The organism is Nocardiopsis flavescens (assembly GCF_900141985.1).
Lineage (GTDB): Bacteria > Actinomycetota > Actinomycetes > Streptosporangiales > Streptosporangiaceae > Nocardiopsis > Nocardiopsis flavescens.
The window spans coordinates 25910-49858 of the sequence record NZ_FQZK01000006.1; the positions used below are offsets into that span (position 1 = coordinate 25910).

The following is a 23949-nucleotide window of genomic DNA, read 5'->3' on the forward strand; positions in this document are numbered from 1 at the left end:
GAAGGACGGCGGGTCTGGGGCAGCGGGTCCGGGGCGGCGGGTCAGCCCCGGAGCAGGCGGGCCCAGGAGGCGGCGGTGGGCTGTTCGGCCAGGTCCGCGAAGTCGGCCCCGCGGGCCCCGGCGGCGCGCCAGGTCTCGATGAGGCCCATCAGCCGCACCGAGTCCAGGCCGCGGTCGAAGAGGTCCTCGTCGGGGTGCAGGTCGGTGACGGGTTCGCCCAGGGCGTCGGCGATGTCGGCGAGCAGGCGCTCGGCGGTGAGGTCGGCGGCCACGCGGGGCCTCCTGTTCGTGCGGCGGGCGGGCGGTTCAGGGGGTGCGGGCGGCGATGGAGTCGATGATCTCGGCGGCGCGGGTGGCCACGTTGGACAGCAGTGAGGAGGACACCCCGTGGGTGTGCTCGGTGCCGCCCTGGAGGTAGAGCCCGCAGGTGAGGTCGTCTCCGGTGACCACCCGGTGGTCGCGTTCGACGGCGGGGAGGCCGTCGTCGGTGGAGACCAGCAGCCCGGCCAGGTCGCCGAGCAGGGGCCGGGGGTCGGCGGGGTGGTAGCCGGTGGCGAACACGACGTGGTCGGCGGCCACGGGGGTCTGCTTGCCGGTGACCAGGTCCTCGACGGCGACGGCGACGCCCTCGGGTCCCTCGACGAGCCCGGCGACCCGCGCGGTGTTGTGCAGGTGCAGGCGCTGGACTCCCTCGACCTTCTCCGCGTAGTGGCGCCGGTAGAGGGCGTCGATGAGGTCGGGGTCGACCACGGAGTAGTTGGTGTTGCGGTGGTAGCCGTTGAGCCGGCGCTTGACGTCGGGGGGCGCGGTGTGGAAGGCGTCGACGGCCTCGGGGTCGAAGATCCGGTTGGCGAAGGGGCTGTCGTCGGAGGGGCTGTACCCGTAGCGGGAGAACACCGCGTGCACGTGGGAGGCGGGGAAGCGCCGGTGCAGGTGCTCGACGACCTCGGCCGCGCTCTGCCCGGCGCCGACCACGACGAACGCGTGCGGGGACGCCTCGGGGCCCAGTTCCGCCAGCCGGTCCAGGAGGTACTCGTTGTGCCACACCCGGTCGGACATCCCGGTGCCCTCGGGCATGCGCGGGCGCAGGCCGGGGGCGAACACCACGTTGCGGGCGCGCAGCACGACCTCCCCGCCGTCCGCGTCGCGGGCCACCACGTCCAGGTGGGCGACGCGGTCCCCGGCGCCGCGCACCGGAAGCACGCGCACCACCTCGTGGCCGTAGCGGACCCGGTCGGCGACGCGGTCGGCGCACCAGGACAGGTAGTCGTGGAACTCGCGGCGCAGCGGGAACAGGGTCTTGTGGTTGATGAAGTCGTGCAGCCGCCCCGCGTGGTGCAGGAACGACAGGAAGCCGTAGTCGCTGGCGGGGTTGCGGGGGGTCACCAGGTCCTTGAGGAACGACACCTGCATGGTGGCGTCCTCCAGGAGCATGCCCCGGTGCCAGCCGAAGGCCTCCTGGCGCTCCAGGAAGACGCCGTCGAGCGCGGGTCCGGAGCCGTCGGCCCCGCGTTCGGCCAGGGCGATGGCCAGGCCCAGGTTGGCGGGGCCGAAGCCCACGCCGACCAGGTCGTGGACGGGTCGGTCTGTTGCGGGCACCGTGGTCCCTTCGTCGTGGCGGGTCTCGTGCGGGGTCACGGTCACGCCCCGGTGCGGGCGGCGGTGGCGCCCAGTTCGGCCAGGGCGTCCGCGGTGGGCAGGACGCGGGCGCAGCGCCCGGCGGCGTAGAGCAGGGCGGAGCGGTGGTGGTCGGCGCTGAAGTCGGCGACGGCGTCGGCCACCAGGAACGGGCGGATGTCGCGCATGAACGCGTCGGCGGCGGTGAGCTGGCAGCCGATGTGGGCGTAGACCCCGGTGACGACGACCTGGTCGCGGCCCCGGGCGGCCATGCGCTCGGCCAGGTCGGTCTGGGCGAACGCGCTGTAGCGCCACTTGGTGAGCAGGACGTCGTCCCCGGCGGGGGCGAGCGCGGGGTCGATGTCGGTGTGCTCGGCGACGGCCTCCATGCCGGCGCCCCAGAAGTCGCTTTCGAGGCCGCGCTGGCGGGGGGTCATGCCGCCGGGCTTGGCGGTGTAGACGACGGGCACCCCGGCGTCGCGGCAGGCCCGGCACAGGTCGGCGATGTTGGCGCGGACCCGGGACAGGGGCTCGGCGTCGGACCGGTAGGGGCTGAGGAAGTAGCGCTGCATGTCGTGGACGAGCAGGACGGCGCGGTCGGGCTCCAGGGGCCAGTCGGCCCTGTTGGCGGGAAGCTCGCCGGGGGCGGGCAGCGGGTAGGGGTCGATGGTGGGCAGTGCCATCAGCGGTCCTGGTGGTGGTCGGTGGCGGTGCCGCGCAGGTCCCGGGTGGAGACCTTGCCGACGGCGGTGGACGGGAAGGCCTCCACGAACTCGATCCGGTCGGGGATCTTGTACGCGGCGAGGCCGCGTTCGCGCAGGAAGGCCGGGAGGGCGCCGCGGGCGGGGGGCTCGCCGCGGGCGATGACGTAGGCGTGCACGCGTTCGCCGAGGTAGCGGTCGGGGACGGCCACGACGGCGGCGTCGCGGACGGCGGGGTGGGCCAGGAGGTGGTTCTCGACCTCCTGGGCGCCGACCTTCTCCCCGCCGCGGTTGATCTGGTCCTTGGCGCGCCCGGAGACGGTCAGGGAGCCGGTGGGGTGGCGGCGGACGATGTCCCCGGTGCGGTAGAACCCGTCGGGGGTGAAGGCCTCCCGGTCGTGGTCGGGGGCCCGGAAGTAGCCGCGGATGGTGTAGGGGCCGCGGGTGAGGAGGTGGCCGGGCTCGCCGTCGGGGACGGGGTCGCCGCGGTCGTCGACGATGAGGATCTCGTCGTCGGGGCTGATGGGGCGGCCCTGGGTGGTGGTGACCACCTCGTCGGGGTCGTCGTGGCGGGTGTAGTTGACCAGGCCCTCGGCCATGCCGAACACCTGCTGGAGGGCGCAGCCCAGGACGGGCGTGATCCGCCGGGCGGCCTCGGGGGCGAAGGGCGCGCCGCCGACCTGGAGCACCCGGAGCGAGGACAGGTCGCGCTCCCGCTGGGAGCCGTGTTCGACGGCGTCGGCCCAGAGCAGGGCCAGGGGCGGGACGACGGCGGTGTGAGTGACGCGTTCGGCCTCGACCAGGCCCAGGGCGGTGGCGGGCGAGGGGTCGGGGGCCAGGACGACGGTGCCGCCGGCGTGGAGCACGCCCAGGAACCCGGGCGAGCTCATGGGGAAGTTGTGGACCAGGGGCAGGACGCCGAGGTAGACGGTATCGGTGTCCAGGCGGCAGATGTCGGCGCTGGCCCGGACCGAGTACAGGTAGTCGTCGTGGGTGCGGGCGATGAGCTTGGGCAGGCCGGTGGTGCCGCCGGAGAGCTGGAGGAAGGCCACCCCCTCGGGGTGGGGGTCGGCCAGGGCGGCGGGGTCGGGCTCCGCGCGCAGGGCGTCCAGGGCGGTGAGGGCGGGGTCCCCTCCCGGGTCCCCGGCGATGACCAGGTGTTCCACGGCGGGCTCGGCCGCCCGGACCTCGCGGGCCAGCGTCCGGTGGTCGGGGCCGGTGTGCGGGCCCGAGGTGACCAGGGCGCGCGCCCCGGAGACCGCGGCCATGTGGACGAGTTCGCTGCGCCGGTGGGCGGGCAGCGCGTAGACGGGGACGGCGCCCAGCCGGAACAGGCCGAAGACGACTTCCAGCAGCTCGGCGGTGTTGGGCAGGTGGACGACGGCGCGGTCGCCCTCGGCCAGGCCCAGCCGCGCCAGCCCGGCGGCCAGGGAGTCGGCGCGGGCGTCCAGCTCGGCGTAGGTCAGGCGGGTGTCCCCGGCGACGACGGCGGTGCGGCCGGCGAAGCGCCGGGCGCGCTCGCGCAGGAACGCGCCGAAGTTCTCGCCGGTCCAGTACCCGGCGGCCCGGTAGCGGGCTGCGGCCTCCTCGGGGTGGGGGACCCAGCCCCGGGGGGCGAAGCGGCGGCGCGGGTCGGCGGCGCCGGCGGTGGTGTGGGGCATGTCAGGCCGTCCGGTCGATGCCGAGGGCGAGCAGGAGGGTGCGCAGCTTGGCGGAGGTCTCGGCCAGCTCGGCCTCGGGGTCGGACTCGGGCATGATGCCGCCCCCGGCGAACAGGTCCAGGTCGGGGCCGGTGACGTCGGCGCAGCGGATGGTGACGACCCAGGTGCCGTCGCCGCGGGCGTCGCTGTGGCCGACGGCGCCGGTGTAGAAGCCGCGGTCGAAGGGTTCGAGGGCGCCGATGGTGTCGAAGGCGCGGCCGGTGGGGGTGCCGCAGACGGCGGGGGTGGGGTGCAGGGCGGCGGCCAGGGCGTGGGCGGGGGTGTCGGGGTCGCGCAGGCGGCCGGTGATCCGGGTGGACAGGTGCCACAGGGCGGCGGTCCGGGCGAGTTCGGGTTCGGCCGGCACCGCGAGGTCGGAGCAGTGGGGGGCGAGCGCGTCGGCGACGGCCTCGACCACGACCGCGTGCTCGTGGCGGTCCTTGGCGGAGGTGAGCAGCCCGACGGCGTTGACCTGGTCCTTGGTGGGGTCGGCGCTGCGGGGGGCGGAGCCGGCCAGGGGGTTGGACAGCACGTCGCGTCCGCGGCGCGAGACGAGGAGTTCGGGGCTGGCGCCGATGAGGGTGCGCGGTCCGGCGCCGCGTTCGGGGAGGCCGACGGCGAACACGTGGGCGTCGGGGTCGCGGCGCAGCAGGTTGCCCAGGACGGTGGGGATGTCGATGTCGCGGTCGCCCTGGAGGCGCAGGCGGCGGGCGAGGACGACCTTGCGCAGGTCGGGCTGCTCGGCCATGAGCTTGACGGCGCGCCCGACGGCGGCGGTGTGCTCGTCCGGGGCCGGGTCGGGGGTCAGGGTCCAGGCGCCGCGCAGGGCCCGCCAGGCGAGGTCCGCGGCGCCCTCGCGCAGCGGCGGCGCGGTGCGCACGGTGCGGGGGACGACCAGGTGGGCGGGGCGGGTGGCGTCGAAGGGGACGGCCCCCAGGGCGAGGGCGCCGGGCCCGGCGTCGGCGAGGGCGTCGGAGAGGGCGTCCGCGCGGTCCAGGACGGCGAGCGCGCCGCTGCCGTGCAGGACTCCGTCGGGCGAGGAGAGGAAGGAGTCTCCGGGCCGGTAGGCCGCGAGGAGGTCGCCCGCGTTCGCGGCGGGGGTCTCGGCGCGTTGGGGCATGGGTCGGGGGCCTTTCCGTGTCGGGCGCGCAGGGGTGGGGGTGGTCAGCGGAGGGTCGCTCCGCCGTCCACGTAGAGCTCGTGCATGGTGATGTGGCGGGCGGCGGCGGAGGCGAGGAACCGCACGGCGGCGGCGACGTCCTGCGGGGTTGCGACCCGGCCCAGGGGGATGCCGACCTTGAAGGCGGCGGGGTCGCCGGCCACGAGGGGCGCGTAGCCGGTGGCGGCGGTCATGGCGCGCAGCATGGGCGTGTCGGTGGAGCCGGGCGAGACGACGTTGCAGCGGACCCCGAGCGGGGCCAGCTCCAGGCCCAGGCTCTTGGTGAGGGCGGTGGCCGCGGCCTTGGAGGCGGCGTAGGCGGCCATGCCGGCCCGGGGGACGCCGCCCGCGTTGGAGGAGACGGTGACCAGGCTGCCGTGTCCGCGCGGGCCCAGGCGGCGGGCGGCGGCGCGGCCGACGGCGAAGACACCGGTGGTGTTGACGGCGAGCATCCGGTGCCAGTCCTCGTCGGAGCAGTCGGCGACCGGTCCGGTGGCCAGGGTCCCGGCGGCCGGGACGACGGTGTCGACGGGGCCCAGGAGGGTTTCGGCGTGGTCGAAGAACTCCTCGACCCGGGCGGGGTCGGCGACGTCCAGGGTGCGGGTGAGGGGTTCGTGGCCCCGCCCCCGCAGGAGGTCGGCGGTGGCGGCCAGGCCCGCCGGGTCGATGTCGGCGGCGGCGACGCGGGCGCCGTGCTCGGCCAGGTCCAGCGCGATGGCGCGGCCGATGCCGCCGCCGGCGCCGGTGACGACGGCGACGCTGCCGTGCATGCCCTTCTCGCTCACCTGCGGTTTCTCCTCTCATCGAGCCCTCGACCCGCACTTAGGTAATGCTTACCTAAGAAGTCCGCGGCAAGTCTCCGACCGACCGCGCCCCGGTGTCAACAGCCGCCGATCGGTGACGCGGACCACAGGCCGCGGAGCCGCACGGAGTCCGGAGTCAGGCTCACCTCACTCGCAACGACCCGGCCCGACCCTCGGTCGCCGCAGGTCACGGCGTCTCTCGGAGTCCGAGGGACCGCACGGTGCCGCCGCCGCGCTCCACCGCGAAGCGCAGCGGAAACGTCATCGAAACGTGGCGGAGGTGAGGCGGTTGTCACTTTCCGGGAGCGTTCCCGGGACGGACGGCACCGGAGAGGGGGACCTGTGCCCCCCGGAATCGGATGTCCGGAACCGTGCCCTAGCCTGGGACCGATCCCGGCACCCCCGTGGCGGGAGCACTCCTGACCGCACCACCGTGACCAGAGGGAATCCGTGAACATCCGCGCCCTGAACGCGCTCGCCTTCCGCGTCATCGCCGTCGTCGAGGCCCTGACCTGGGTCGGCCTCCTGTCCGGCATGTACGTCAAATACCTCGGCAGCGGGAACGAGATCGGCGTGCAGGTCTTCGGCATGCTGCACGGGATCGCCTTCATGGCCTACGTGGCCGCCTGCCTGGTCACGGCCGTGCACCTGCGCTGGGGCGTGTGGCCCACCCTGCTGGCCCTGGCCGCCTCCGTCCCGCCCCTGTTCACGCTGGTCGCGGACTGGTGGCTGCACCGCAGCGGGCGGCTGCCGCGCCTGCGCGCCGAACGCGTCCCCGAGACCGTGGGCTGAGCCGCGGCGCGCCGCCGGGCGCCCGCCCCCTTTCGCGAGGGGGCGGGCGCCTTTTTCATTTTCCGATACACGGGGAAATACGCGGGGGAATGGCGTGCGAAACGGCGTGGAAACACCCGGGAACGGCGGACGATAAAGACCTGTGCGATACACCCCGGAGCGCCGTCGTGCCACCACTGCACGGGTGGGAATCGCTGACCGGATCCGGTCAGAAATGGTACCGGGTCACCCTTTGACCATCTTTCGCCCGCCGTGTTGCAGTGGTGCGTGTTCCGATTCCGCAGTGGAACGGACACGAACCGTGAGAAGTGAGAGGACCCCCATGTCACATCCCCGCGGACCCGACCGGCGCACCGTCCTGCGCGGCGCCGCCCTCACCACCGGCGCCACCCTGCTGGGAGGAGCCGCCCTGCTGGGTCCGGCCTCCCCCGCCGCGGCGGCGCCCACGGTGCACGCGCGCGCCGCCTGGGGCGCCCGTCCCCCGTCGAGCCCCATCCAGGTCCTGGCGAACCCGCCGCTGCACATCGTGGTGCACCACACGGCGACCGCCAACAGCACCGACCACTCGCTGGAGCACGCCCTGGCCCTGTCCAGGTCGATCCAGAACCACCACATGGACTCCAACGGCTGGTCGGACGCCGGACAGCAGCTCACCATCAGCCGCGGCGGGCACGTGATGGAGGGCCGCGACCGCACGCTGCCCGCCGTCGCGGCCGGCCAGCACGTGGTGGGCGCCCACGTCGCCAACAACAACAGCACCTGTATCGGCATCGAGAACGAGGGCACCTACACCGCGCAGGGGCCGACCCAGCCGCTGCGCGACTCGCTGGTGGAGACGCTGGCGTGGCTGTGCGCGGCCTACGGGCTGAACCCGCAGACCGCGATCTTGGGACACCGCGACTTCAACGCGACCGCCTGCCCGGGCGACGTGCTGTACGCGATGCTCCCCGAGCTGCGCAACGCGGTGTCCGGCGTGCTCCGGGCCCGGGGCGTGGAAGTCTCGGGCCGCCCGGTCCCGGAGGACCTGCGGCCCTCCTACCCGGACGTCCCGGACGCGCCCTGGCGGGAGTTCGACCACGGGCCCGCGCACGGCCCGGACGACATCACCCGCTGACCGCGGGGACGGCTCCCCGTTCGCCGTCCCCGTCCCCCGCGTCCGCGCGCGCAGCGATGCGCGCGCGGGCGCGGTCCACGTCCCACCGCTCGACCCCGGTCAGGGGCGCGCCGGCGCTCTCGCGCAGCGCGGCGGCCCGCTCCAGCAGCTCCGCGGCGGCCGTGTGCTCCCCGGCCAGGGAGCGCGCCCCCGCCTCGCCCTCCAGGGACAGGGCCAGCGCCCGCGGGTCGCCGCTGAGCAGGGCCTGCTCCCGACCCCGGGCGTGCAGTTCCAGGGCCCGTTCCGGGTCGCCGCGCTGCTCGGCCGCGTATCCCAGCTGGGTGTGGATGAACGCCGCGCCGATGTGGCCGTCGGTGCGGCGGTTCCACTCCAGCCACCGGGTCAGGGAGGCCTCCGCCCGGTCCAGGTCTCCGCGCCGGCGCGCGGTGAGGGAGATGCCCGCGTCCGCGTACTGGGCGGCGACGGTGTCGCCCTGCTCCTCGGCGAGCCGCAGCGCACGCCCGTGCAGGGCGTCGGCGCGGTCCAGGTCGCCGGAGAGCAGCGCGGCGCGGCCCAGCCCGGCCGCGTGCCGGGACACGGCGCGCCACAGGCGCAGGTCCTCGGCGATCCGCAGGCCCTCGGCGTGCCGCCGGGCGGCCTCGTCCAGGTCGCCCAGCGCCTCGGCGGTCTGGGCCAGGGCGTCGGAGGCCAGCAGGAGCCCCCAGGGGTCGCCCAGCACGCGCAGGTCGGCCTCGGCGGCGCGGCCCTCGGCCAGGGAGGCCGCCAGGTCGCCGCGGCCGAACGCGGCCACGGCCAGGTCGACGCGGGCCAGGGCCGCGGTCCAGCGGTCCCCCGCGGCCCGGGCGGCGTCGCGCACGGCGGCGGTGCGGCGCTCCGCGGCGGCCGGATCGCCCAGGCCGCGCCGGGTGAACCCGGTGAACCAGGACAGCCGGGCCCGCTCCGCGGGGTCGGTGATGCGGGCCGGGAGGCCGTCCGCGTCCCGGCGCCACCGCTCGTCGTCGGTGGCGTGTTCGGCCAGGGCCGCCCGCAGCACGGCCGCCCGCGCCCGCCGCTCCGGCGGTCCGCCGCCCTCGCCGTCCCCGTCACCGTTGCCGGGCAGGGCCAGGGCGGCGTCGAGTTCGGTGCGGGCGAGGGCGGTGCGCCCGCGCAGGAACCGGTACCAGGTGAGGTCGGCGGCCAGGCGCAGCGCGGTGGCGGCGTCGCCGGTCCGGACGGCGTGCGCCGAGGCGGCGCGCAGGTTGGCGTCCTCGCGGTCCAGCAGGGCGAGCGCGGCGGCCTGTCCGGGGCCGCGCAGGCGGGCGTCGGCCTGCGCGGCGAGGCCGGCGAAGTACGTGGCGTGGCGGGCGCACGCCCGGTCCTGTTCGCCGGAGGCGGCCAGGCGCTCCAGGGCGTAGGCGGCAACGGACTCCAGCAGCCGGTAGCGGGTCCCCCCGGGCCCGGTGGAGGCGACGACCAGGGACCGGTCGACCAGGGCGCCGAGCACGTCCAGGGAGGCCCCGCCGACCTCCTCCGCCGCGGCGGGCCCGCAGCCGTCGGCGAAGACGGCCAGCCGGGACAGCAGGGAGCGCTCGGGGCCGGTGAGGGGCTCCCAGCTCCAGTCGATGGCGGCGCGCAGGGTGCGCTGGCGGGCGGGCGCGTCCCGGCGGCCCGCGCCCAGGACGGCGAACCGGTCGTCCAGGCGGGCGGCCAGGTCGGCGGCGCGCAGGTGGCGCAGGCGGGTGGCGGCCAGTTCCAGGGCCAGGGGGATGCCGTCGAGGCGGCGGCAGATCGCCGCGACGGCGGCGGTGGTGTCCGGGTCGGTCCCGGGTCGGGCGCCCGCGGCCTCGGCGCGGGCGAGGAAGAGCCGGGCCGCGGGGGAGGCGGCCAGCGCGGCCGGGGTGTCGTCGGCCGGCGCCTCCAGGGGCGCCAGCGGGAACACGTACTCCCCCGCCACGGCCAGGGGCGTCTGGGAGGTGGCCAGGACGCGCAGGTCGGGCAGGGCGGCGAGCAGGCGGGCGGTCAGCTCGGCGACCTCGTCCACGAGGTGCTCGCAGTTGTCCAGGAGCAGCAGGGCGGGGCGTCCGCGCAGCAGGGCGGCGATCCGGTCGGTGAGGCCGCCCCCGCCGTCGCGCACGCCCAGCACGGTGGCCAGGGCGGTGCACGGGTCGCGGTCCAGGGCCGCCAGGTCCACCGGGAGCGCGGGATCGGCGGCGGTGCCGCGGGCCGCCGCCAGGGCCAGGCTGGTCTTGCCGACCCCGCCGGGGCCGGTGACGGTGACCAGGCGGTGCCGGTCCAGGAGGCCGCGCACGGCGGCGACCTCGGTGTCGCGGCCGACCAGGGCGGTAGCGGGGGCGGGCAGGTTCCCGGCGGGCGCGGCAGGCGCCCCGGGCGCGGGGGCCAGGGCGGGGTCCTGGGCCAGGACGGCCCGGTGCAGGGCGGTGAGCCCGGGCCCGGGGTCGACCCCCAGGTCGTCGGCCAGGCGGGCGCGGACGTCCTCGTAGCGGGCGAGGGCCTCGCCCTGGCGTCCGGCGGCGTAGAGGGCGCGGACCAGGGCGGCGTGCAGCCGCTCCCGGTAGGGGTGCTCGCCGGCCGGGCCCGCGAGGGCCTCGGCGAGGCCGGCGTGGTCGCCCAGGTCCAGGCGGGTCTGGGCGAGGTCCTCCAGCGCGGTGAGCCGGTGCTCCTCCAGGCGGGCGGCGTCCTCGCGGACGCCTTCGAGGTCGGCGAACCCGGAGGCGGCGGGCCCCCGCCACAGGTCCAGGGCCCGGGCGAGCAGGTCGGCGCGCAGGGGCGGGGCGGCGGTGCGGGCCCGGTGCAGCAGGTCCCCGAACCGGTCCAGGTCGAGGTCGGCGCCGTCCAGCAGGTAGCCGGGCGGCCGGTGGCGGACCAGGGCCCGCCCGCCCGGTTCGGCGCGTTCGAGGGCGCCGCGCAGCTGGGAGACGCGGGCCTGGAGCACGGCGGCGGGCCGGGCGGGCGGCCGGTCGCCCCACAGCGCGGCGACGAGCCGCTCGGCGGGCACCAGCCGGCCCCGGGCCAGCGCCAGGAGCACCAGCAGGGCGCGCACCCGGGTGTCGGGGACCGCGACGGGGTCCCCGCCCCCGGTCCGGACCTCCAGCGGACCCAACACCCCCACGCGCATCCGCCCACCGTAGCGTTCCCGTGGGACACCCGTGGCGGCCCCGGGCACCGTGGTCCCACCGAGGGCGGCGACCGGCCGCCCCATGGAGGAACGGGGACGGCATGGGCGTCTACGAGGGCCGCCGGGCCGTGGTCGTCGGCGGTACGCACGGCATCGGGCTGGGCGTGGTCGAGGACCTGCTGGCCGGCGGTGCGCGGGTGCTGCTGACGGGCAACAACGGGAAGAACCTGGAGGCGGTGCGCGAAAGGCTGGGCCCGGCCGCACACGCGCTGCGCGCGGACGCGGCGCGGGTGGCCGACGCCGACCTGCTGGCCGGGGCGGTGCGCGAGCACCTGGGCGGGATCGACCTGCTGCACGTCAACGTGGGGGTGTCGGACTTCGCCCCGGTGGCGGAGGCGGCCGAGGAGTCCTTCGACCGGATGTTCGCCGTCAACACCAAGGGGGCGTTCTTCTCCGTGCAGCGGCTGCTGCCGCTGATGGCCGACGGCGGCGCGATCGTGTTCACGACGTCGGTCACCAACCTGACGGGCAGCGCGGGCATGGGCGTGTACAGCGGCACCAAGGCGGCGGTGGGGGCGTTCTCCCGGGTGCTGGCCTCGGAGCTGCTGCCGCGCGGGATCCGGGTGAACTCGGTGGCGCCGGGGTTCGTGCACACGCCCTCGGGCGGGTTCACCGGCGCCACGGAGGCCGAGAGGGAGGAGATGGGGCGGATGGGCGACGAGATCACCCCGATGAAGCGGCACGGCACCATCGCCGAGGTGGCGCGGGCGGTGCTGTTCCTGGGGTTCGACGCGACCTTCACGACGGGCGCGGAGCTGCCGGTGGACGGCGGCCTGGGTCAGGGGTTGCAGTGACCCCGCGGGCGGCGGCCGCACCCGGCCGCCGTCCCGGCGGGCCCGGGATCAGGCGAGGAAGAGCTCGCCGACGGTCTCGCCGTCGTCGACGCGGTCGGTGAGGGCGAAACCGAGCTTGAGGTAGAAGCCCTCGGGGGAGCCCTCCCCCGGAACCCAGGACACCGTCACCTTGTCCTCGCCGCGGCGGCGGGCCTCGGCCAGGACGGCCTCCACGGCGAAGCGGCCGTAGCCCTTGCCCTGTTCGCCCTCGGCGACATTGAGGCGCCAGATGCCGCAGCGGTGGTCGGGGTTCTCGGCCCCGGGGTCGAACCCGGCCATGACGAACGCGACCGGCCGGTCCCCGTCCAGGACCAGCCGGGGCCAGGCGGTGTCCCGCGAGGCGTAGGCCTCGGCCAGGGAGTACATGACGGGGGCGACGAAGGTGTCCTGGTCCTCGCGGACCCGGACCTTGATCGCGTCGTTGACGTTGGCGGGCGTGATCTCCGCGAGGCGGAGGGGGGAGGAGTCGTTCATGGGGAACGACTGTAGGCCCTGGCCCCTCCCCCGCGACACGCATTTTCCGCCCGCGGGCCCGGGTGGGACCCCGTCCCGCCCCACCGGGAAGGCCGTGCGGGGCGGAGCGCCGGCCCGCCCTACCCCGCCCCGCGCCGCCTGTGGGCGGCGCGGGGCGGGGCCGCGGTCAGGCCGGGGGCGCCTCCGCGGCGGCCCAGTACAGGGCCTGGGCCACCTGGGCGAACAGGCCCTTGGGGTGGTGTCGGAACAGCGGCTCGGTGCCGAAGAGCACCACCGGGGCGCCGTTCGCGGTGCCGCTGACCACCGCGGCCCGCCCGGCCGCCGCGTCAGGGCCGCCCGAGCCGTCGGCACCGGCCCTCCAGTGGCCCGCGACCAGCGGGTCGTCGGCGTAGGCCTGCTCGACCGCCACGCCCTCGCCCAGACCGGTGAACCACCCCGGCGAGTACACGAACGTGTGCCCGCCGGTGCCGGTGAGCACGCCCTCGCCCGCCGCCGCGGCCACCACGCCGTTGGCGTCGGCGCGGCCCGCGACCCGGGTCGCCTCCAGCAGCCCGGCCTGGTCGTTGAGCCGGGCGCCGGTCGCCCCGCGGCCCACCAGGCCGCCGCCGTCGGCGAGGAACCCGTCCAGGGCTGCCCGGGCGTCGGCGTCCAGGTCGGCGTACACCAGGCCCGAGCCCGCGTACAGCACGTCGACGGACGACCAGTCGAACCCGCCGTTGAGCACCGCCGTGGACACCGGCACCAGCTCGAACCCGAGCGCGTCCAGGGTGAACACCTCGTCGGCGGCGCCCGCCACGGCCACCGTGACCGGTTCCAGCGGCGCGTCCCCGGGGTCGTCTGCGGCGGTGAACACCGCTCCGTGGCGGTCGGACGCCTCCGCGACGGCGCCGGCCGCCGCCGGCGCGACCACGGCGCCGCCCCGGGTCCAGGCCACCTCGGCGCCCGCGGCCAGCAGGTCGTTGAGCGCCGCCGCGTCGGAGCCGTCGGCCACCTCCAGCAGCCACCCCGCCGTACCGGGCTGCTCGACCCGCCCGGTGGGCGCGGCGGCGGCCACCGGCGCGACCGGCACCGCCACCGCCTCCCGCACGGGGTCGGTCCGGGCGCCCCAGAGCAGGCCGTGGCTCCATCCGGAGATGTCGTACATGGCCTCGACGTCCTCGCTGATGTCGCGTCCGGCCTCCAGCAGCACGTTGGCCATGCCGCGCTTGGGCTGGTGCATGTCCACCACGTAGGACCCCGCCGGGTAGGCGTCGCCCCCGACGGTGAACGCCTCCTCGGCGCGGCCCACCCGCACGTCGTTGGCGATGAGGAAGTCGACCAGCCGGGCGGTGGCGCGGTCCTGCCCGGGCAGCACGTAGGCGCGCGGGAACTCGGTCGTGTACACGTCCTCGGGCCCGAACCCGGGCACCCACCCCTCGGGCGGGACCACCTGCTCCTCGCCGGCGGCGCCGCGGCGGAACACCTCGATCTGGTCGGCGACCAGCTCCTCCCGGTTCTCCCGGGCGAACTCGACGGTGGCCCCGATGGTGGCGGCGGAGATGTCGGTGTTGATGGCCGAGCGCCGCCGCAGCTCCTCCTCCGGGAGGTTCGTGTAGTCGGCGTTGTTGACCCGCATCGGGAACTCGACCGTGGCCGAGGCGACCGCGCCCTGGTAGGGGGCGTACATGGGCGTGAAGATCGGCGGCCAGTCGTCCCAGCCGTCGGCGCTGTCCCGGAACGGGATCTGCGGCGGCAGCACCCCGTCGTCCTCGGGCGTGTAGCCCAGCTCCAGCACGGCCTCCTCCATGGCCAAAGCGTTCGCGTACGTGTTCTTGATGAAGAGGTCGTACTCGTAGTTCTGCCCGTGCGGCGGCGTGCACGGCTCGATCAGAGTGCCGTTGACGTAGCCGTGCTGGTCCACCATGACCGCCGGCTGGGTGTCGATCATCACCTGGCGCACCGCCGCCGTCTCCGGCTGGGACACGGTCACGAAGTCGCGGTTGAGGTCGAACCCGGCCGCGTTGGCGCGGGTCCCGGCGACCCGCCCGTCGGGGTTGGCGGTGAGCACGAAGTACAGCCGCGCCCCCTCCAGCAGCTCCTCGGTCTCGGGCTCCGCGCTGTGCGCCAGCTCCTCGATGACCCGCAGCGAGGCGTCGGTGCCCTCCCACTCGTTGCCGTGGATGTTGGCGTTGACCAGGACCGGCGTCTTGTAGCGGTCGGCCAGGGTGCGGTCGCGGGCGGCCCGCTCGGGGTCGTCGGCGATGAGTTCGCGCATCCGCCGCTGCGCGTCGGCGCGGGCGCGGTTCTCCGGTTCGGTGACGGTGACCAGGTACAGGTCGCGGCCCCGGGTGCTGGTGCCGACGACCTCGGCGCTGACCCGGTCGGAGTCGTCCATGAGGTCGTTGAGGGCCGGGGCGAGGTCGTGGTACGGGGTCAGGCCGAGCTTGACGGAGTGGTCGGCGGGGTCCTCGGGGTGCACGGGGAGTTCCGCGCGGCGGGGGTAGGGGGCATCGGTGTCCACCCCGGGCGCCGGGTGCGGGACGGGCGCGGCGAGGGGGCGGGCGGTGTCGTGGAAGGGGGCGGCGACGTCGTTGCGCTCGGGGCCGTTGCCGTACTCCCGCTGGGCGGGGTCGGCCTGGGCGGGGGCGGGGGCGGCGAGCACGCCGACGGCGACGGCCGCGGCGACCGCCGTCAGCACGGCCCGGCGGCGCGGGGGGTGTGGGGGCACGGGTGTCCTTCCTGGGGGCGTCCCCTGTTTCCTACCGGGGGCCGCCCGCGGGGACAAGACCGCCTGGGGCGGAAACCGCGCCGCGCGGCGCCCGGCCGCGCCTACACGCCGCCGGGGACCGGACGGGCCGCGTCCGCCCGTGGCGGTCGCCACCGTGCCGCGCAAAGCCCGCCCCGCGGGGGTTTCACGCGGACGTAATCCGGATCACGGGACTCCGTCGGAGAAGCCGGGATTTTCCCGGACCCCGGCCCTTGTTGGAGCCGGGAGTGCGGCCCTTCGGGGCCGGTCCACGGCGCCCCGCCCGAAGGCGGTTCACGGCGCCCGCGCACCGCGCGTTCCGCGCACCCCTGACCATCCCGCTCCCGGTAATGGAGATTCCCCGGTGACCCTTGCCTCCGTGCGCCCCGACCGCCGCCACGCGGCGACCCCGACAACGACGGCCGTTCCGGCGGCCCCGGCCCCCCGGGCACCCCGGCCGGCACCGGCCGGCCGGGCCCGCGCCCTGCTGCTCGTCATCGTGCTGGGCGTGCTGTCCGCGATCGGCCCCCTGGCCACCGACCTGTACCTGCCCGCCCTGCCCGACATCGCCGCCGACCTGGGCGCGACCGAGTCGGCGGTCAAGTTCACCCTGACCTCGGTGATGGCCGGGATGGCCCTGGGCCAGCTGGTGGTGGGCCCGCTCAGCGACCGGTGGGGGCGGCGGGCGCCGCTGCTGACCGGCACGGCCGTGTTCACCGCGACGACGGCCGCGATCGCCCTCGCGCCCAACGTGGAGGTGTTCTCCGTCCTGCGGTTCCTCCAGGGGCTGTCCGCCGCGGCGGGGCTGGTGGTCTCGCGCGCGATCGTGCGCGACCTCTACGACGGGGACGCCGCCGCCGTCTTCTTCTCCCGGCTGGTGCTGCTGTCGGGGCTGGCCCCGATGCTGGGGCCGATCATCGGCGGGCAGCTGCTGCTGGCGGGCCCGTGGCCGGTGCTGTTCGGCGCGCTGGGCGCGGTCGGCCTGCTCACCACCGCGCTGGTCTGGTGGGCGCTGCCCGAGAGCCTGCCCCGGGAGCTGCGCACGGCGGTGGACCCGCGGGGCCAGCTGCGGGTGTTCGGCTCGCTGCTGCGGGACACCCGTTTCCTGGTGCCCACCCTCACCCTGACGCTGGGCTTCGGGATGTCGTTCACGTACATCTCGGCGTTCTCGTTCGTGTCCCACAACGAACTGGGGGCCGACGCGCAGGCGTTCGCCCTGGTGTTCGCGGTGACGACGCTCGGCATGGTCCTGGGCAACCAGGTCAACGCCCTGCTGGTGCGGCACGTGGAGATCCACCGCCGCCTGCTGCTGGGGCTGGCCGGGTCCGTGCTGTCGGTGGGGGCGCTGGCCGTGCTGGACCTCGCGGGTGCGGCGTCGCTGGTGTCGGTGACCGCGGCCCTGTTCGTGATGATGCTGTTCACCGGCCTGGTGTCGCCCAACGCCACGGCGCTGGCGCTGTCCCACCTGCCCGCGGACCGGGCGGGGAGCGGGTCGGCTCTGCTGGGGACCCTCCAGTTCGGCCTGGGGTCGGCGGTGGCCGCGCTGGCCGGCTGGGGCGGCGCGGTGACCCTGACGGGGATGACCGCGGTGATGTTCGCCGCGGCGGCCGGCGCGGCCGGGGTGTTCGCGCTAGCGGCGGTGCCGGCGCGACGCGCCCGGGTGCGAACCGCGTGATCGCCGGGCGAATGTCGCCCGGGACGGTTAACCTGGGCGGTTCGTGCAAGGCGACCAGGAGGGGACTCGGTATGTCCACTTTTCCGAACCCGCAGGCGCATCCGCTGACCGCGCAGGCCCCGGGCGAGTGGGAGGAGACCCTGGCCCGGCTGTCCCGGATGGAGGGGACGGCGTGGCTGACGGCGGTGCGGTCGGAGGGCGCCCCGCACACCCGCCCGGTGCTGGCGGTGTGGGTGGACGGCCAGCCGTTCTTCGCCTCGGGGGCGGGGACCGCCAAGTCCCGGCTGCTGGAGGGCGCCTCCCAGGTGAGCCTGGCGTTCTCGACGGCGGGGATGGACGCGGTGGTCGAGGGGGCGGTCGAACGGGTCGTGGACCGCGACCGCCTGGCCTGGGTGGCGGCGGCCTACGCCGAGCGGTACGGCTGGGCGCCGACGGCGGGCGAGGGCGCGCTGACCGGGGAGGACGGCGCCCCGACGGCGGGTCCGCCGCCGTACCTGGTGTACACGGTGGTGCCCTCGACGGTGTACGCGTTCCCCACGGACGACGAGGGCCCGGCCCCCACGCGGTGGAGGTTCGACGTGTGGCCGTGACCACGGGGATGTGAAACGTCGCGTCCGGGGGGTAAGGGTCCGCTGTGCACAAAGATTGATACAGCCTCGACCCCCCTTACGGAGGCGGACGAATGAGAACGAAGATCGTGATCCCCATCCTCGTCGTGCTGTGGCTGGCGATCGGTGTGGTCGCCGTGTTCCAGCGCGGACTGTTCAGTGACGAGCCCTCGTGCTCCAATGTCGGCTACACCCTCGGGACCGTTTTCGTGGGCCCGTTGAACTACATGGGTGTGAACCCGACCATCGAGTGCCCGCCGCTGCCCGAGCCCTCGGAGTGATCCGGTCCCCCTCCCCCGGTGCCGCGCGCGGCGCCGGGGGTGAGGCGGGGGCCCTCAGGGGCCCAGCAGGCGTTCGATGAGGACCTGCCAGCCGTGTGCGAGCGGGTGGCAGCCGCCGGGGTCCACGGGTGCGGCCGCCCTCCCCCCGGAGGTCAGGTGGAGGATGAGCGGCCCCTCCAGCGCCCCGGTGAGCAGGACCGCCATGCCGTCCGGGTCGGGCGGGGGCTCGGGAACCGCGGCCAGCAGCATGCGCAGGTGCGGGACGGTCATGCTCACCGTGCCGCCGGGCGCGGGCCGGGTGAAGTCCATCGCGGCCCGGGCGATGACCAGGTGCTCCTCCAGGAACTCGGTGCGCAGGCGCCCGTAGGCGATGATCCGCTCCCGGGGCGGGGCTCCAGGGCCCAGCGGGGGCGGCCCGGACAGGACCCTCTCCTGGAACCGGAACTCGCTGTCGTCGAGCAGGGCGCGGAAGATGCCGGCCCGGCTGCCGAAGCGGCGGAAGACCGTCCCCTTGCCCACCCCGGCGCGCTCGGCGAGGGCGTCCATGGTCACGTTCTCGACGCCGTCCTCGGCGATCATCGCGCGGGCCGCCGCCAGCAGGAGCTCGCGGTTGCGGGCGGCGTCCGCCCGTTCGGCTCGCGGTTTTCCGAGGGGGATCACAGGCAGGTTCACGGCTTCAATGTACCCCGGGAACACTAAGCGGGGTAAAGTCCGTTTATGATGGCGGGTGTTCGCACGACCGGGGTCCCCCGGCGCGCGGCCGCTCCGCGCGCCGTCCGCGGCGCCTCCTGTACCGGCTGAGAAGAAGTGAGTTCCGTGAACCTGTTCCGTCTGGACGCCAGCATCCTGCCCGCCGCCTCGGCGAGTGCCGAGATCGCCGACCTGACCGAGGCCGAGTGGGTCGCCGCGCACCCCGGCGGCAGCGTGGTCCGCCGCCACCTGGGCGCCGACCCGCTCCCCTCCGACGCCTGGGCCCTGGCCACGACCGCCGGCTTCACCCCCGAGGAGGACCTCTCCGCGGGGCAGCGGGAGGCCCTGGCGCTGGCCGCGGAGCTGGCCGGGGAGCTGGAGGCGGCCGACGCCGTCATCCTGGCCGTGCCGCTGTACAACTACGGGGTCTCGCAGCACTTCAAGGCCTGGGCCGACCTGGTGATCACCGGGTGCGGGGCGGGCAACCCGCTGCTCAAGGGCACCCCGACCGTGCTGGTCACCACCCTGGGCGGCGGCTACGGCCCCGGCACCCCGCGCGAGGGCTGGGACCACTCCACTCCCTACCTCCGGCGCGTGGTCGCCGACATGTGGGGCGCCGACCTCACGCTCATCAAGCGCGAGCTGACCCTGGCGGCCACCACGCCCGCCATGGAGCCGCTGCGCGGCCTGGCCGACGAGCAGCGGGAGCTGGCGCTGGGCGAAGCCCGGGACGCGGGCCGGGCGCTGGCCGGAAAGTAGCGCGCCGGCGGCGCGGCCCCGGCCCGCCGCCGCTGCCGGAGGGCCCGCCGGCGGCGGGCCCTCCGGTGTCCGGGGTACGCCCCCGGTCACCGGAGGGCCCCGGTCACGACCCCGCGTCGGGCGCGGCACGGCCCAGGGCACAGCCCACCCGGGCCCCGCACGCCCGGGGCGCGATGGGGCCCGAGCACGCTGCCGCCCCGGACACGACACATCCCGGGCAAGGTGCGCCTCCGGACACGGCGCGGCCCCGGGCCCGCGGGGACGGGGACCGGGGCCGGGGCGGCGGGGCGCGCACGCCCCGCCGCGCGCTCAGGCGCGGACGGTGAAGGAGGCCGCGATCAGGTCCTCCTCGCGGGAGGACGGTCCGACCCGCAGCTCGAAGCCGCCCGGTTCCACCCGCCGCACCCCGGCGGCGTCCACCAGGGTGCAGTCGGCCACCGGCACCTCCAGGGACACCCGGCGGGTCTCCCCCGGCGCCAGCTCCACCCGCCGGTAGGCCTTCAGCTCCCGGTCGGCCCAGGTGACCGAGGTGACGGTGTCGGAGACGTAGGCCTGCACGGTCTCCACGGCGGGACGGTCCCCGGTGTTGGCGAGGGTGACCTCGGCGCGCACGGTGTCGTCGACGCCCAGCTCGGGCCGGGCGATCTCCAGGTCCGAGTACTCCACGCGGGAGTAGGTGAGCCCCTCGCCGAACACGAACGCGGGCCGCTGGGTGAGGTCGGCGTACCGGTCCCCGTGCTGGCCGCGCACCTGGTTGTAGAACGTGGGCTGCTGCCCGGCGTGGCGGGCGTAGGAGACGGGCAGCCGCCCGGAGGGCTCGATGAGCCCGAGCAGGAGTTCGGCGACGGCCCTCCCGCCCTGCATGCCGGGGTTGGCGGCGTGCACCAGCGCGGCGGCGCCCAGCGCCGACTCCGGGAGCACCAGCGGCTTGGAGGAGATGACGACGACCGTCATCGGGGTACCGGTGGCGGCGAGGGCGTCCAGCAGGGCGGTCTGGGCGCCGACCAGCTCCAGGGTGGCGGTGGAGCGGCCCTCCCCGACCAGCTCGATGCGGTCGCCGACGACGGCGACGACGTGGTCGGCGGCCTCGGCGGCGGCGACCGCCTCGGCGATCATGGTCTCGTCGGGTGCGGCGGGGTGGACCACGGACGGGCGGGGCTGGCCGTCGGGGAAGGTGTCCCCGGCGGGGTCGGGCCCCAGGCGGCAGATGTCGGCGCCGCGGGCGTGCACGACCTTCCAGTCCCGGGGGGCGTGGTCGCGCAGGCCGTCCAGGACGGTGCGGACCATGGCGCGCGGGTGGCCGTCGGGCATCCAGTCCACCTGGCCGGAGTTCCCGGCCCAGTCGCCGAGCTGGGTGTGCGGGTCGTCGGCGTTGGGGCCCACGACCGCGATGGTGCGGGCCGCCTCGCCGCCGCGGGCGACGGCCCGGCCCTCGCCGTCGGGGAGGCGCTCGTCGGTGAGGGGCAGCGTGCCGTCGTTGGCCAGCAGCACCAGGGAGCGGCGGGCGACCTCCAGGTTGAGCGCGGTGTGCTCGCGCGAGCCGATGACGGCGCGCTGGCGCTCGGGGTCGGGGTGGCGGGGGTCCTCGAACAGGCCGAGCTCGAACTTGAGGGTGAGGATGCGCGCGACGGCGGCGTCGATCTCCTCCTCCGCGAGCATGCCGCGGGCGACGGCGTCCTGGGCGCCCTCGAAGAAGCCCGGGGTGGTCATGACCATGTCGTTGCCGGACCTGACGGCCGCGGCGGCGGCGTGGGTGTGGTCCGGCTGGATCTTCTGCTCCCAGACCATGCGGCCGACGTTGTCCCAGTCGGTGACGAGGGTGCCGGTGTAGCCCCACTCGCCGCGCAGGACCTCGTCGAGCAGCCAGGAGTTGACCGTGATCGGCACCCCGTCCATGGACTGGTAGCCGAGCATGAAGGTGCGGCAGCCCTCGCGGGCGACCCGCTCGAACGGGGGCAGGAACCACGAGCGGAGCTTGCGCCGGGAGATGTCGGCCTCGGTGGCGTCGCGCCCGCCCTGGGTCTCGGAGTATCCGGCGAAGTGCTTGGCGCAGGCGAGGATCGCGGTGGGGTCGTCCAGACCGGAGCCCTGGTAGCCGCGGACCATGGCCGAGGCGAACTCGCCGAGGAGGTGGGGGTCCTCGCCGAAGGTCTCGCCGACCCGGCCCCAGCGCAGGTCGCGGGTGATGCACAGGACCGGGGAGAAGGTCCAGTGGATGCCGGTGGCGGCGACCTCGACGGCGGTGGCGCGGGCGGCGCGCTCGATGAGGTCCGGGTCCCAGGTGGCGGCCATGCCGAGCTGGGTGGGGAAAATGGTGGCGCCCTCCCAGAAGGAGTGGCCGTGGATGCAGTCCTCGGCGACCAGGAGGGGGATGCGCAGCCGAGTGCGGGCGGTGAGGGCGGCGGCCTCCAGGACGAGTTCGGGGGAGGTGTGCAGCAGGGAGCCGGCGTGCATGTCCTCGACCAGGGGGCGCACCCCGCCCCGGGCGTCCAGCTGGAGCATCTGGCCGACCTTCTCCGGCAGGGTCATCCGGGAGATCAGGTCGGCGACCCGGTCGGCCACGCTCCGGGAGGGGTCGAGGTAGGGGTGCGGGGCGTTCACCAGGGGTTCCTCCTGTGGTGACAGTGCGTTGCGGGGGGTGACTCATAGGCATGGGAGCGATCCCATGGAGATCTACGCTACGTCATGGGGTTCCGCTCCGGAGGGCCGGGGACCCGACATTTTCATACCGATCGAGCGGTTCGTCCCTGATGACGGGATGGTGGGGCGGGGCCGCCGGGACCGCTGCCCGGGTCGTCCCCGGGCCTGCCGCGGCCGCGGTCCCGGTGGAGGCGTCGCGCCGGACGCGGACAACGGCTGCCGCCACGCGCCGGCCCCGCCTCGTCCGCGGAGGCGGGTCCCACCGCACCTGGGCAACGCCTGTCATCGCGCTCCGCCGGCGGGCCTGCCCCGGCCACGGCACCGGCACCGGAGGGGGCGTTCCACCGCACCCGGACGCTACTCCCCCGCCCTCTCGCGCTCCCAGCGGGCGAACGCCGGGCCGGCCGCCGCGACCACCAGCGCCGCACCCGCGAACAGCGCCGCCGCCACCCCGAACGGCGCCGACATCCCCAGCCACCCGGCCAGCAGCCCGCCCAGCACCGACCCCAGGGCCAGTCCCAGCAGCCCCGCCATCCGGGTCACCGAGCCCACCCGGCCCAGCAGCGCGGCGGGCACCGCGCGCTGGCGCACCGACACCGCCAGCACGTTCCACACCAGGGTGTGCGCGAAGTACACCGCCAGCGCGGCGGCCACGACCGCCGGGTGCCCGGCGGCGGCGACCACCGCGAACGCCGCCGCCCCGGTCAGCAGCGCCGCGGCCATCGACCTCCGGTACCCCGCGCGGGCCGCCAGGCGCGGCGCCGCCCACGCCCCGGCCAGGGCGCCCGCCGCCGTGCAGGAGAGCAGCAGCCCGTACCCGGCGGGGCCCAGCCCGAGCACCTCGCGCGCGTACAGCACCAGGTAGGAGAACGGGATCATGTAGGCGGTGCTCGCGATCGCCGACACCGCCACCAGGACGCGCACCACCGGGTGGCGCGCCGTCCAGCGCAGCCCCTCGCCGATCTCCCGCAGGGGCCCGGGCCGCTCCGCCGGAGCCGGCCGCCGGCCGCCCGGGGCGGCGCGGAACCCCAGGGCGGCGCCCAGGTAGGCCAGCGCGGCGGCGGCCACGGGCGCCGCCGCGGCCCAGCCGAACAGCAGGCCGCCCAGCGGCGGCCCGGCGAACCCGTCCAGGACGGTCTGCGTCCCGGCGATCCGGGAGTTGGCCCGGTCCAGGTCGCGGGCGGGCACCGCGCGCGGCAGCACCGCCACGGCCGCCCCGTCGGAGACCAGCTCCAGTACCCCGGCCAGCGCCGAGGCCGCGTACAGGGCGGCGAGGGCGAGGCCGTCCAGGGCGAGCAGGGCGGCCAGGCCGGCGAACAGCGCCGCCCGGAGCAGGTTGGCCAGAACCAGCAGGCGCCGCCGGTCGGCCCGGTCGACGAGCAGTCCCGTGCCCAGCACGGCCGCGACCCGGGTGAGGGCGTGCACGGCGGTCAGCCCGGCGACGGCCAGGGGGTCGGAGGTGAGGGAGGCCGCCAGCAGCGGCAGGGCGACGAACCCGATCCCGTCGGCGAGGTTGGAGCAGGCGCTGCCCGCCCAGATCCCCCGGAACCCGGGGCCCGTCCCCGGGCCGCGCGCCGCCTCCGCCATGTCCGCCCCCTCCGTTCCCGGCCGTGGTCCCGGACCAGGGTGGCCGAGCCGCACGGGGCGCGCCAGGGGTTTTCCGCCGCGGGGCGCCCGCGGTTCAGGCCAGGGGGCCCAGGAGGTCGGTGCGGTCCAGGTCCCCGGCGTCGAGGGCGTCCAGGGCGGGTCCGAGCCTGCGCTCCTCGTACCCGAAGTGGGTCTCCATGACCGCCTCGATGCCGTCGAGGTGGCGGTGCAGCTCCTCGGGGTCCGCACCGCGGTCCAGGGCCTTCTCCAGGGCACCGATGAGGTGGTCCAGCATGGAGTGGTCCTGCTTGAGCTGCGACACCACGGGCGCCAGGGCGGGGTCGGCGGCCACCAGCAGGGGGAAGAGGGCGGTGTCCTCGCCGCGGTGGTGTCCGGTGAGGGCCTGGCAGAACCCGTGGCAGTACAGCAGCAGGTCCCGGGACGGGGGCCCGGCGTCCCCGCCGCGGTCGATGGCGGCCCGGGCGACGCCGATGGCGTCCCGCAGCCTGCGGTGCACCGCTTCCAGCTCCCGCCGCCACGCCGCGGCCCGCGCCTCGCCCATCGTCCCCCTCGTGTCGGAGCCCTCGAAAACCCCCGGAAGGCTAGCAGCCGCCGC

The 23949-nt window shown here is 76.1% G+C and carries 20 protein-coding genes; 7 read left to right on the forward strand and 13 right to left on the reverse strand.

Translation table 11 applies throughout. The features are described 5' to 3' along the window. Positions 1-41 precede the first annotated feature (41 nt). The 6 genes from BUE45_RS12280 to BUE45_RS12305 are packed head-to-tail and all read right to left on the reverse strand — an operon-like array spanning position 42 to position 5962. The gene (locus BUE45_RS12280) at positions 42-272 is read right to left on the reverse strand and encodes a phosphopantetheine-binding protein (protein WP_073379029.1); all 231 of its coding nucleotides are present in this window, start codon (positions 270-272) and stop codon (positions 42-44) included. 34 nt (positions 273-306) lie between these two features. Next, on the reverse strand, positions 307-1599 hold the full coding sequence (locus BUE45_RS12285; RefSeq protein WP_073379554.1) for a lysine N(6)-hydroxylase/L-ornithine N(5)-oxygenase family protein: 1293 nt from the start codon (positions 1597-1599) through the stop codon (positions 307-309). A gap of 41 nt (positions 1600-1640) precedes the next feature. Then, positions 1641-2300, reverse strand: a complete 660-nt coding sequence (locus tag BUE45_RS12290) for an isochorismatase family protein (protein WP_073379033.1) — start codon at positions 2298-2300, stop codon at positions 1641-1643. After that, on the reverse strand, positions 2300-3979 hold the full coding sequence (locus BUE45_RS12295) for a (2,3-dihydroxybenzoyl)adenylate synthase (RefSeq protein ID WP_073379037.1): 1680 nt from the start codon (positions 3977-3979) through the stop codon (positions 2300-2302). The genes BUE45_RS12290 and BUE45_RS12295 overlap by 1 nt, the downstream gene beginning before the upstream one ends. A gap of 1 nt (position 3980) precedes the next feature. Then, on the reverse strand, positions 3981-5138 hold the full coding sequence (locus tag BUE45_RS12300) for an isochorismate synthase (RefSeq protein WP_073379042.1): 1158 nt from the start codon (positions 5136-5138) through the stop codon (positions 3981-3983). 44 nt (positions 5139-5182) lie between these two features. After that, positions 5183-5962, reverse strand: a complete 780-nt coding sequence (locus BUE45_RS12305) for an SDR family oxidoreductase (RefSeq protein ID WP_073379047.1) — start codon at positions 5960-5962, stop codon at positions 5183-5185. A gap of 468 nt (positions 5963-6430) precedes the next feature. On the opposite strand from BUE45_RS12305, the gene BUE45_RS12310 reads away from it, so the two are divergent. Further along, positions 6431-6772 (forward strand): DUF3817 domain-containing protein, encoded by a 342-nt coding sequence (locus tag BUE45_RS12310; RefSeq protein ID WP_073379050.1) that lies wholly within the window; start codon positions 6431-6433, stop codon positions 6770-6772. A gap of 322 nt (positions 6773-7094) precedes the next feature. Beyond that, positions 7095-7886, forward strand: coding sequence for a peptidoglycan recognition protein family protein (locus BUE45_RS12315; RefSeq protein ID WP_073379054.1), 792 nt, complete (start codon positions 7095-7097; stop codon positions 7884-7886). Here BUE45_RS12315 and BUE45_RS33810 read toward each other — a convergent pair. Further along, positions 7876-11001, reverse strand: a complete 3126-nt coding sequence (locus BUE45_RS33810) for an ATP-binding protein (RefSeq protein ID WP_073379058.1) — start codon at positions 10999-11001, stop codon at positions 7876-7878. The two genes, BUE45_RS12315 and BUE45_RS33810, sit on opposite strands and share 11 nt — an antisense overlap. Before the next feature lie 101 nt (positions 11002-11102). Between BUE45_RS33810 and BUE45_RS12325 the strand changes: the two genes are divergently transcribed. Next, positions 11103-11855, forward strand: a complete 753-nt coding sequence (locus tag BUE45_RS12325; RefSeq protein ID WP_073379062.1) for an SDR family oxidoreductase — start codon at positions 11103-11105, stop codon at positions 11853-11855. A 48-nt stretch (positions 11856-11903) separates the two neighbouring features. Here the strand turns inward: BUE45_RS12325 and BUE45_RS12330 are convergent, their stop codons facing one another. Together BUE45_RS12330 and BUE45_RS12335 are read right to left on the reverse strand one after the other, a co-directional pair. After that, positions 11904-12368, reverse strand: coding sequence for a GNAT family N-acetyltransferase (locus BUE45_RS12330; RefSeq protein ID WP_073379066.1), 465 nt, complete (start codon positions 12366-12368; stop codon positions 11904-11906). A 166-nt stretch (positions 12369-12534) separates the two neighbouring features. After that, a complete protein-coding gene (locus BUE45_RS12335) occupies positions 12535-15075 on the reverse strand; it encodes a M14 family zinc carboxypeptidase (RefSeq protein ID WP_218619532.1) in 2541 nt (846 codons plus the stop codon). Between the two features lie 382 nt (positions 15076-15457). On the opposite strand from BUE45_RS12335, the gene BUE45_RS12340 reads away from it, so the two are divergent. The 3 genes from BUE45_RS12340 to BUE45_RS12350 all read left to right on the forward strand — a co-directional run bounded on the left by BUE45_RS12340 (position 15458) and on the right by BUE45_RS12350 (position 17657). Further along, complete coding sequence (locus BUE45_RS12340; RefSeq protein ID WP_073379074.1) at positions 15458-16768, forward strand: multidrug effflux MFS transporter; 1311 nt, start codon at positions 15458-15460, stop codon at positions 16766-16768. Between the two features lie 71 nt (positions 16769-16839). Then, the gene (locus BUE45_RS12345) at positions 16840-17358 is read left to right on the forward strand and encodes a pyridoxamine 5'-phosphate oxidase family protein (RefSeq protein WP_073379078.1); all 519 of its coding nucleotides are present in this window, start codon (positions 16840-16842) and stop codon (positions 17356-17358) included. A 92-nt stretch (positions 17359-17450) separates the two neighbouring features. Beyond that, on the forward strand, positions 17451-17657 hold the full coding sequence (locus tag BUE45_RS12350) for a hypothetical protein (protein ID WP_073379083.1): 207 nt from the start codon (positions 17451-17453) through the stop codon (positions 17655-17657). A gap of 54 nt (positions 17658-17711) precedes the next feature. On the opposite strand, the gene BUE45_RS12355 is transcribed toward BUE45_RS12350, so the two are convergent. Beyond that, positions 17712-18329, reverse strand: a complete 618-nt coding sequence (locus BUE45_RS12355; protein WP_143173341.1) for a TetR/AcrR family transcriptional regulator — start codon at positions 18327-18329, stop codon at positions 17712-17714. 144 nt (positions 18330-18473) lie between these two features. Here BUE45_RS12355 and BUE45_RS12360 point away from each other — a divergent pair, with 144 nt between their 5' ends. Then, positions 18474-19106: an FMN-dependent NADH-azoreductase gene (locus BUE45_RS12360; RefSeq protein WP_073379090.1), complete on the forward strand. Its 633-nt coding sequence runs from the start codon at positions 18474-18476 to the stop codon at positions 19104-19106. A gap of 309 nt (positions 19107-19415) precedes the next feature. Here the strand turns inward: BUE45_RS12360 and BUE45_RS12365 are convergent, their stop codons facing one another. The 3 genes from BUE45_RS12365 to BUE45_RS12375 all read right to left on the reverse strand — a co-directional run bounded on the left by BUE45_RS12365 (position 19416) and on the right by BUE45_RS12375 (position 23895). Continuing rightward, positions 19416-21707 (reverse strand): exo-beta-d-1,3/1,6-glucosidase, encoded by a 2292-nt coding sequence (locus tag BUE45_RS12365; RefSeq protein ID WP_073379094.1) that lies wholly within the window; start codon positions 21705-21707, stop codon positions 19416-19418. Between the two features lie 396 nt (positions 21708-22103). Further along, the gene (locus BUE45_RS12370) at positions 22104-23333 is read right to left on the reverse strand and encodes an MFS transporter (RefSeq protein WP_073379098.1); all 1230 of its coding nucleotides are present in this window, start codon (positions 23331-23333) and stop codon (positions 22104-22106) included. Between the two features lie 94 nt (positions 23334-23427). Continuing rightward, a complete protein-coding gene (locus BUE45_RS12375) occupies positions 23428-23895 on the reverse strand; it encodes a hemerythrin domain-containing protein (protein ID WP_073379102.1) in 468 nt (155 codons plus the stop codon). Positions 23896-23949 lie beyond the last annotated feature (54 nt).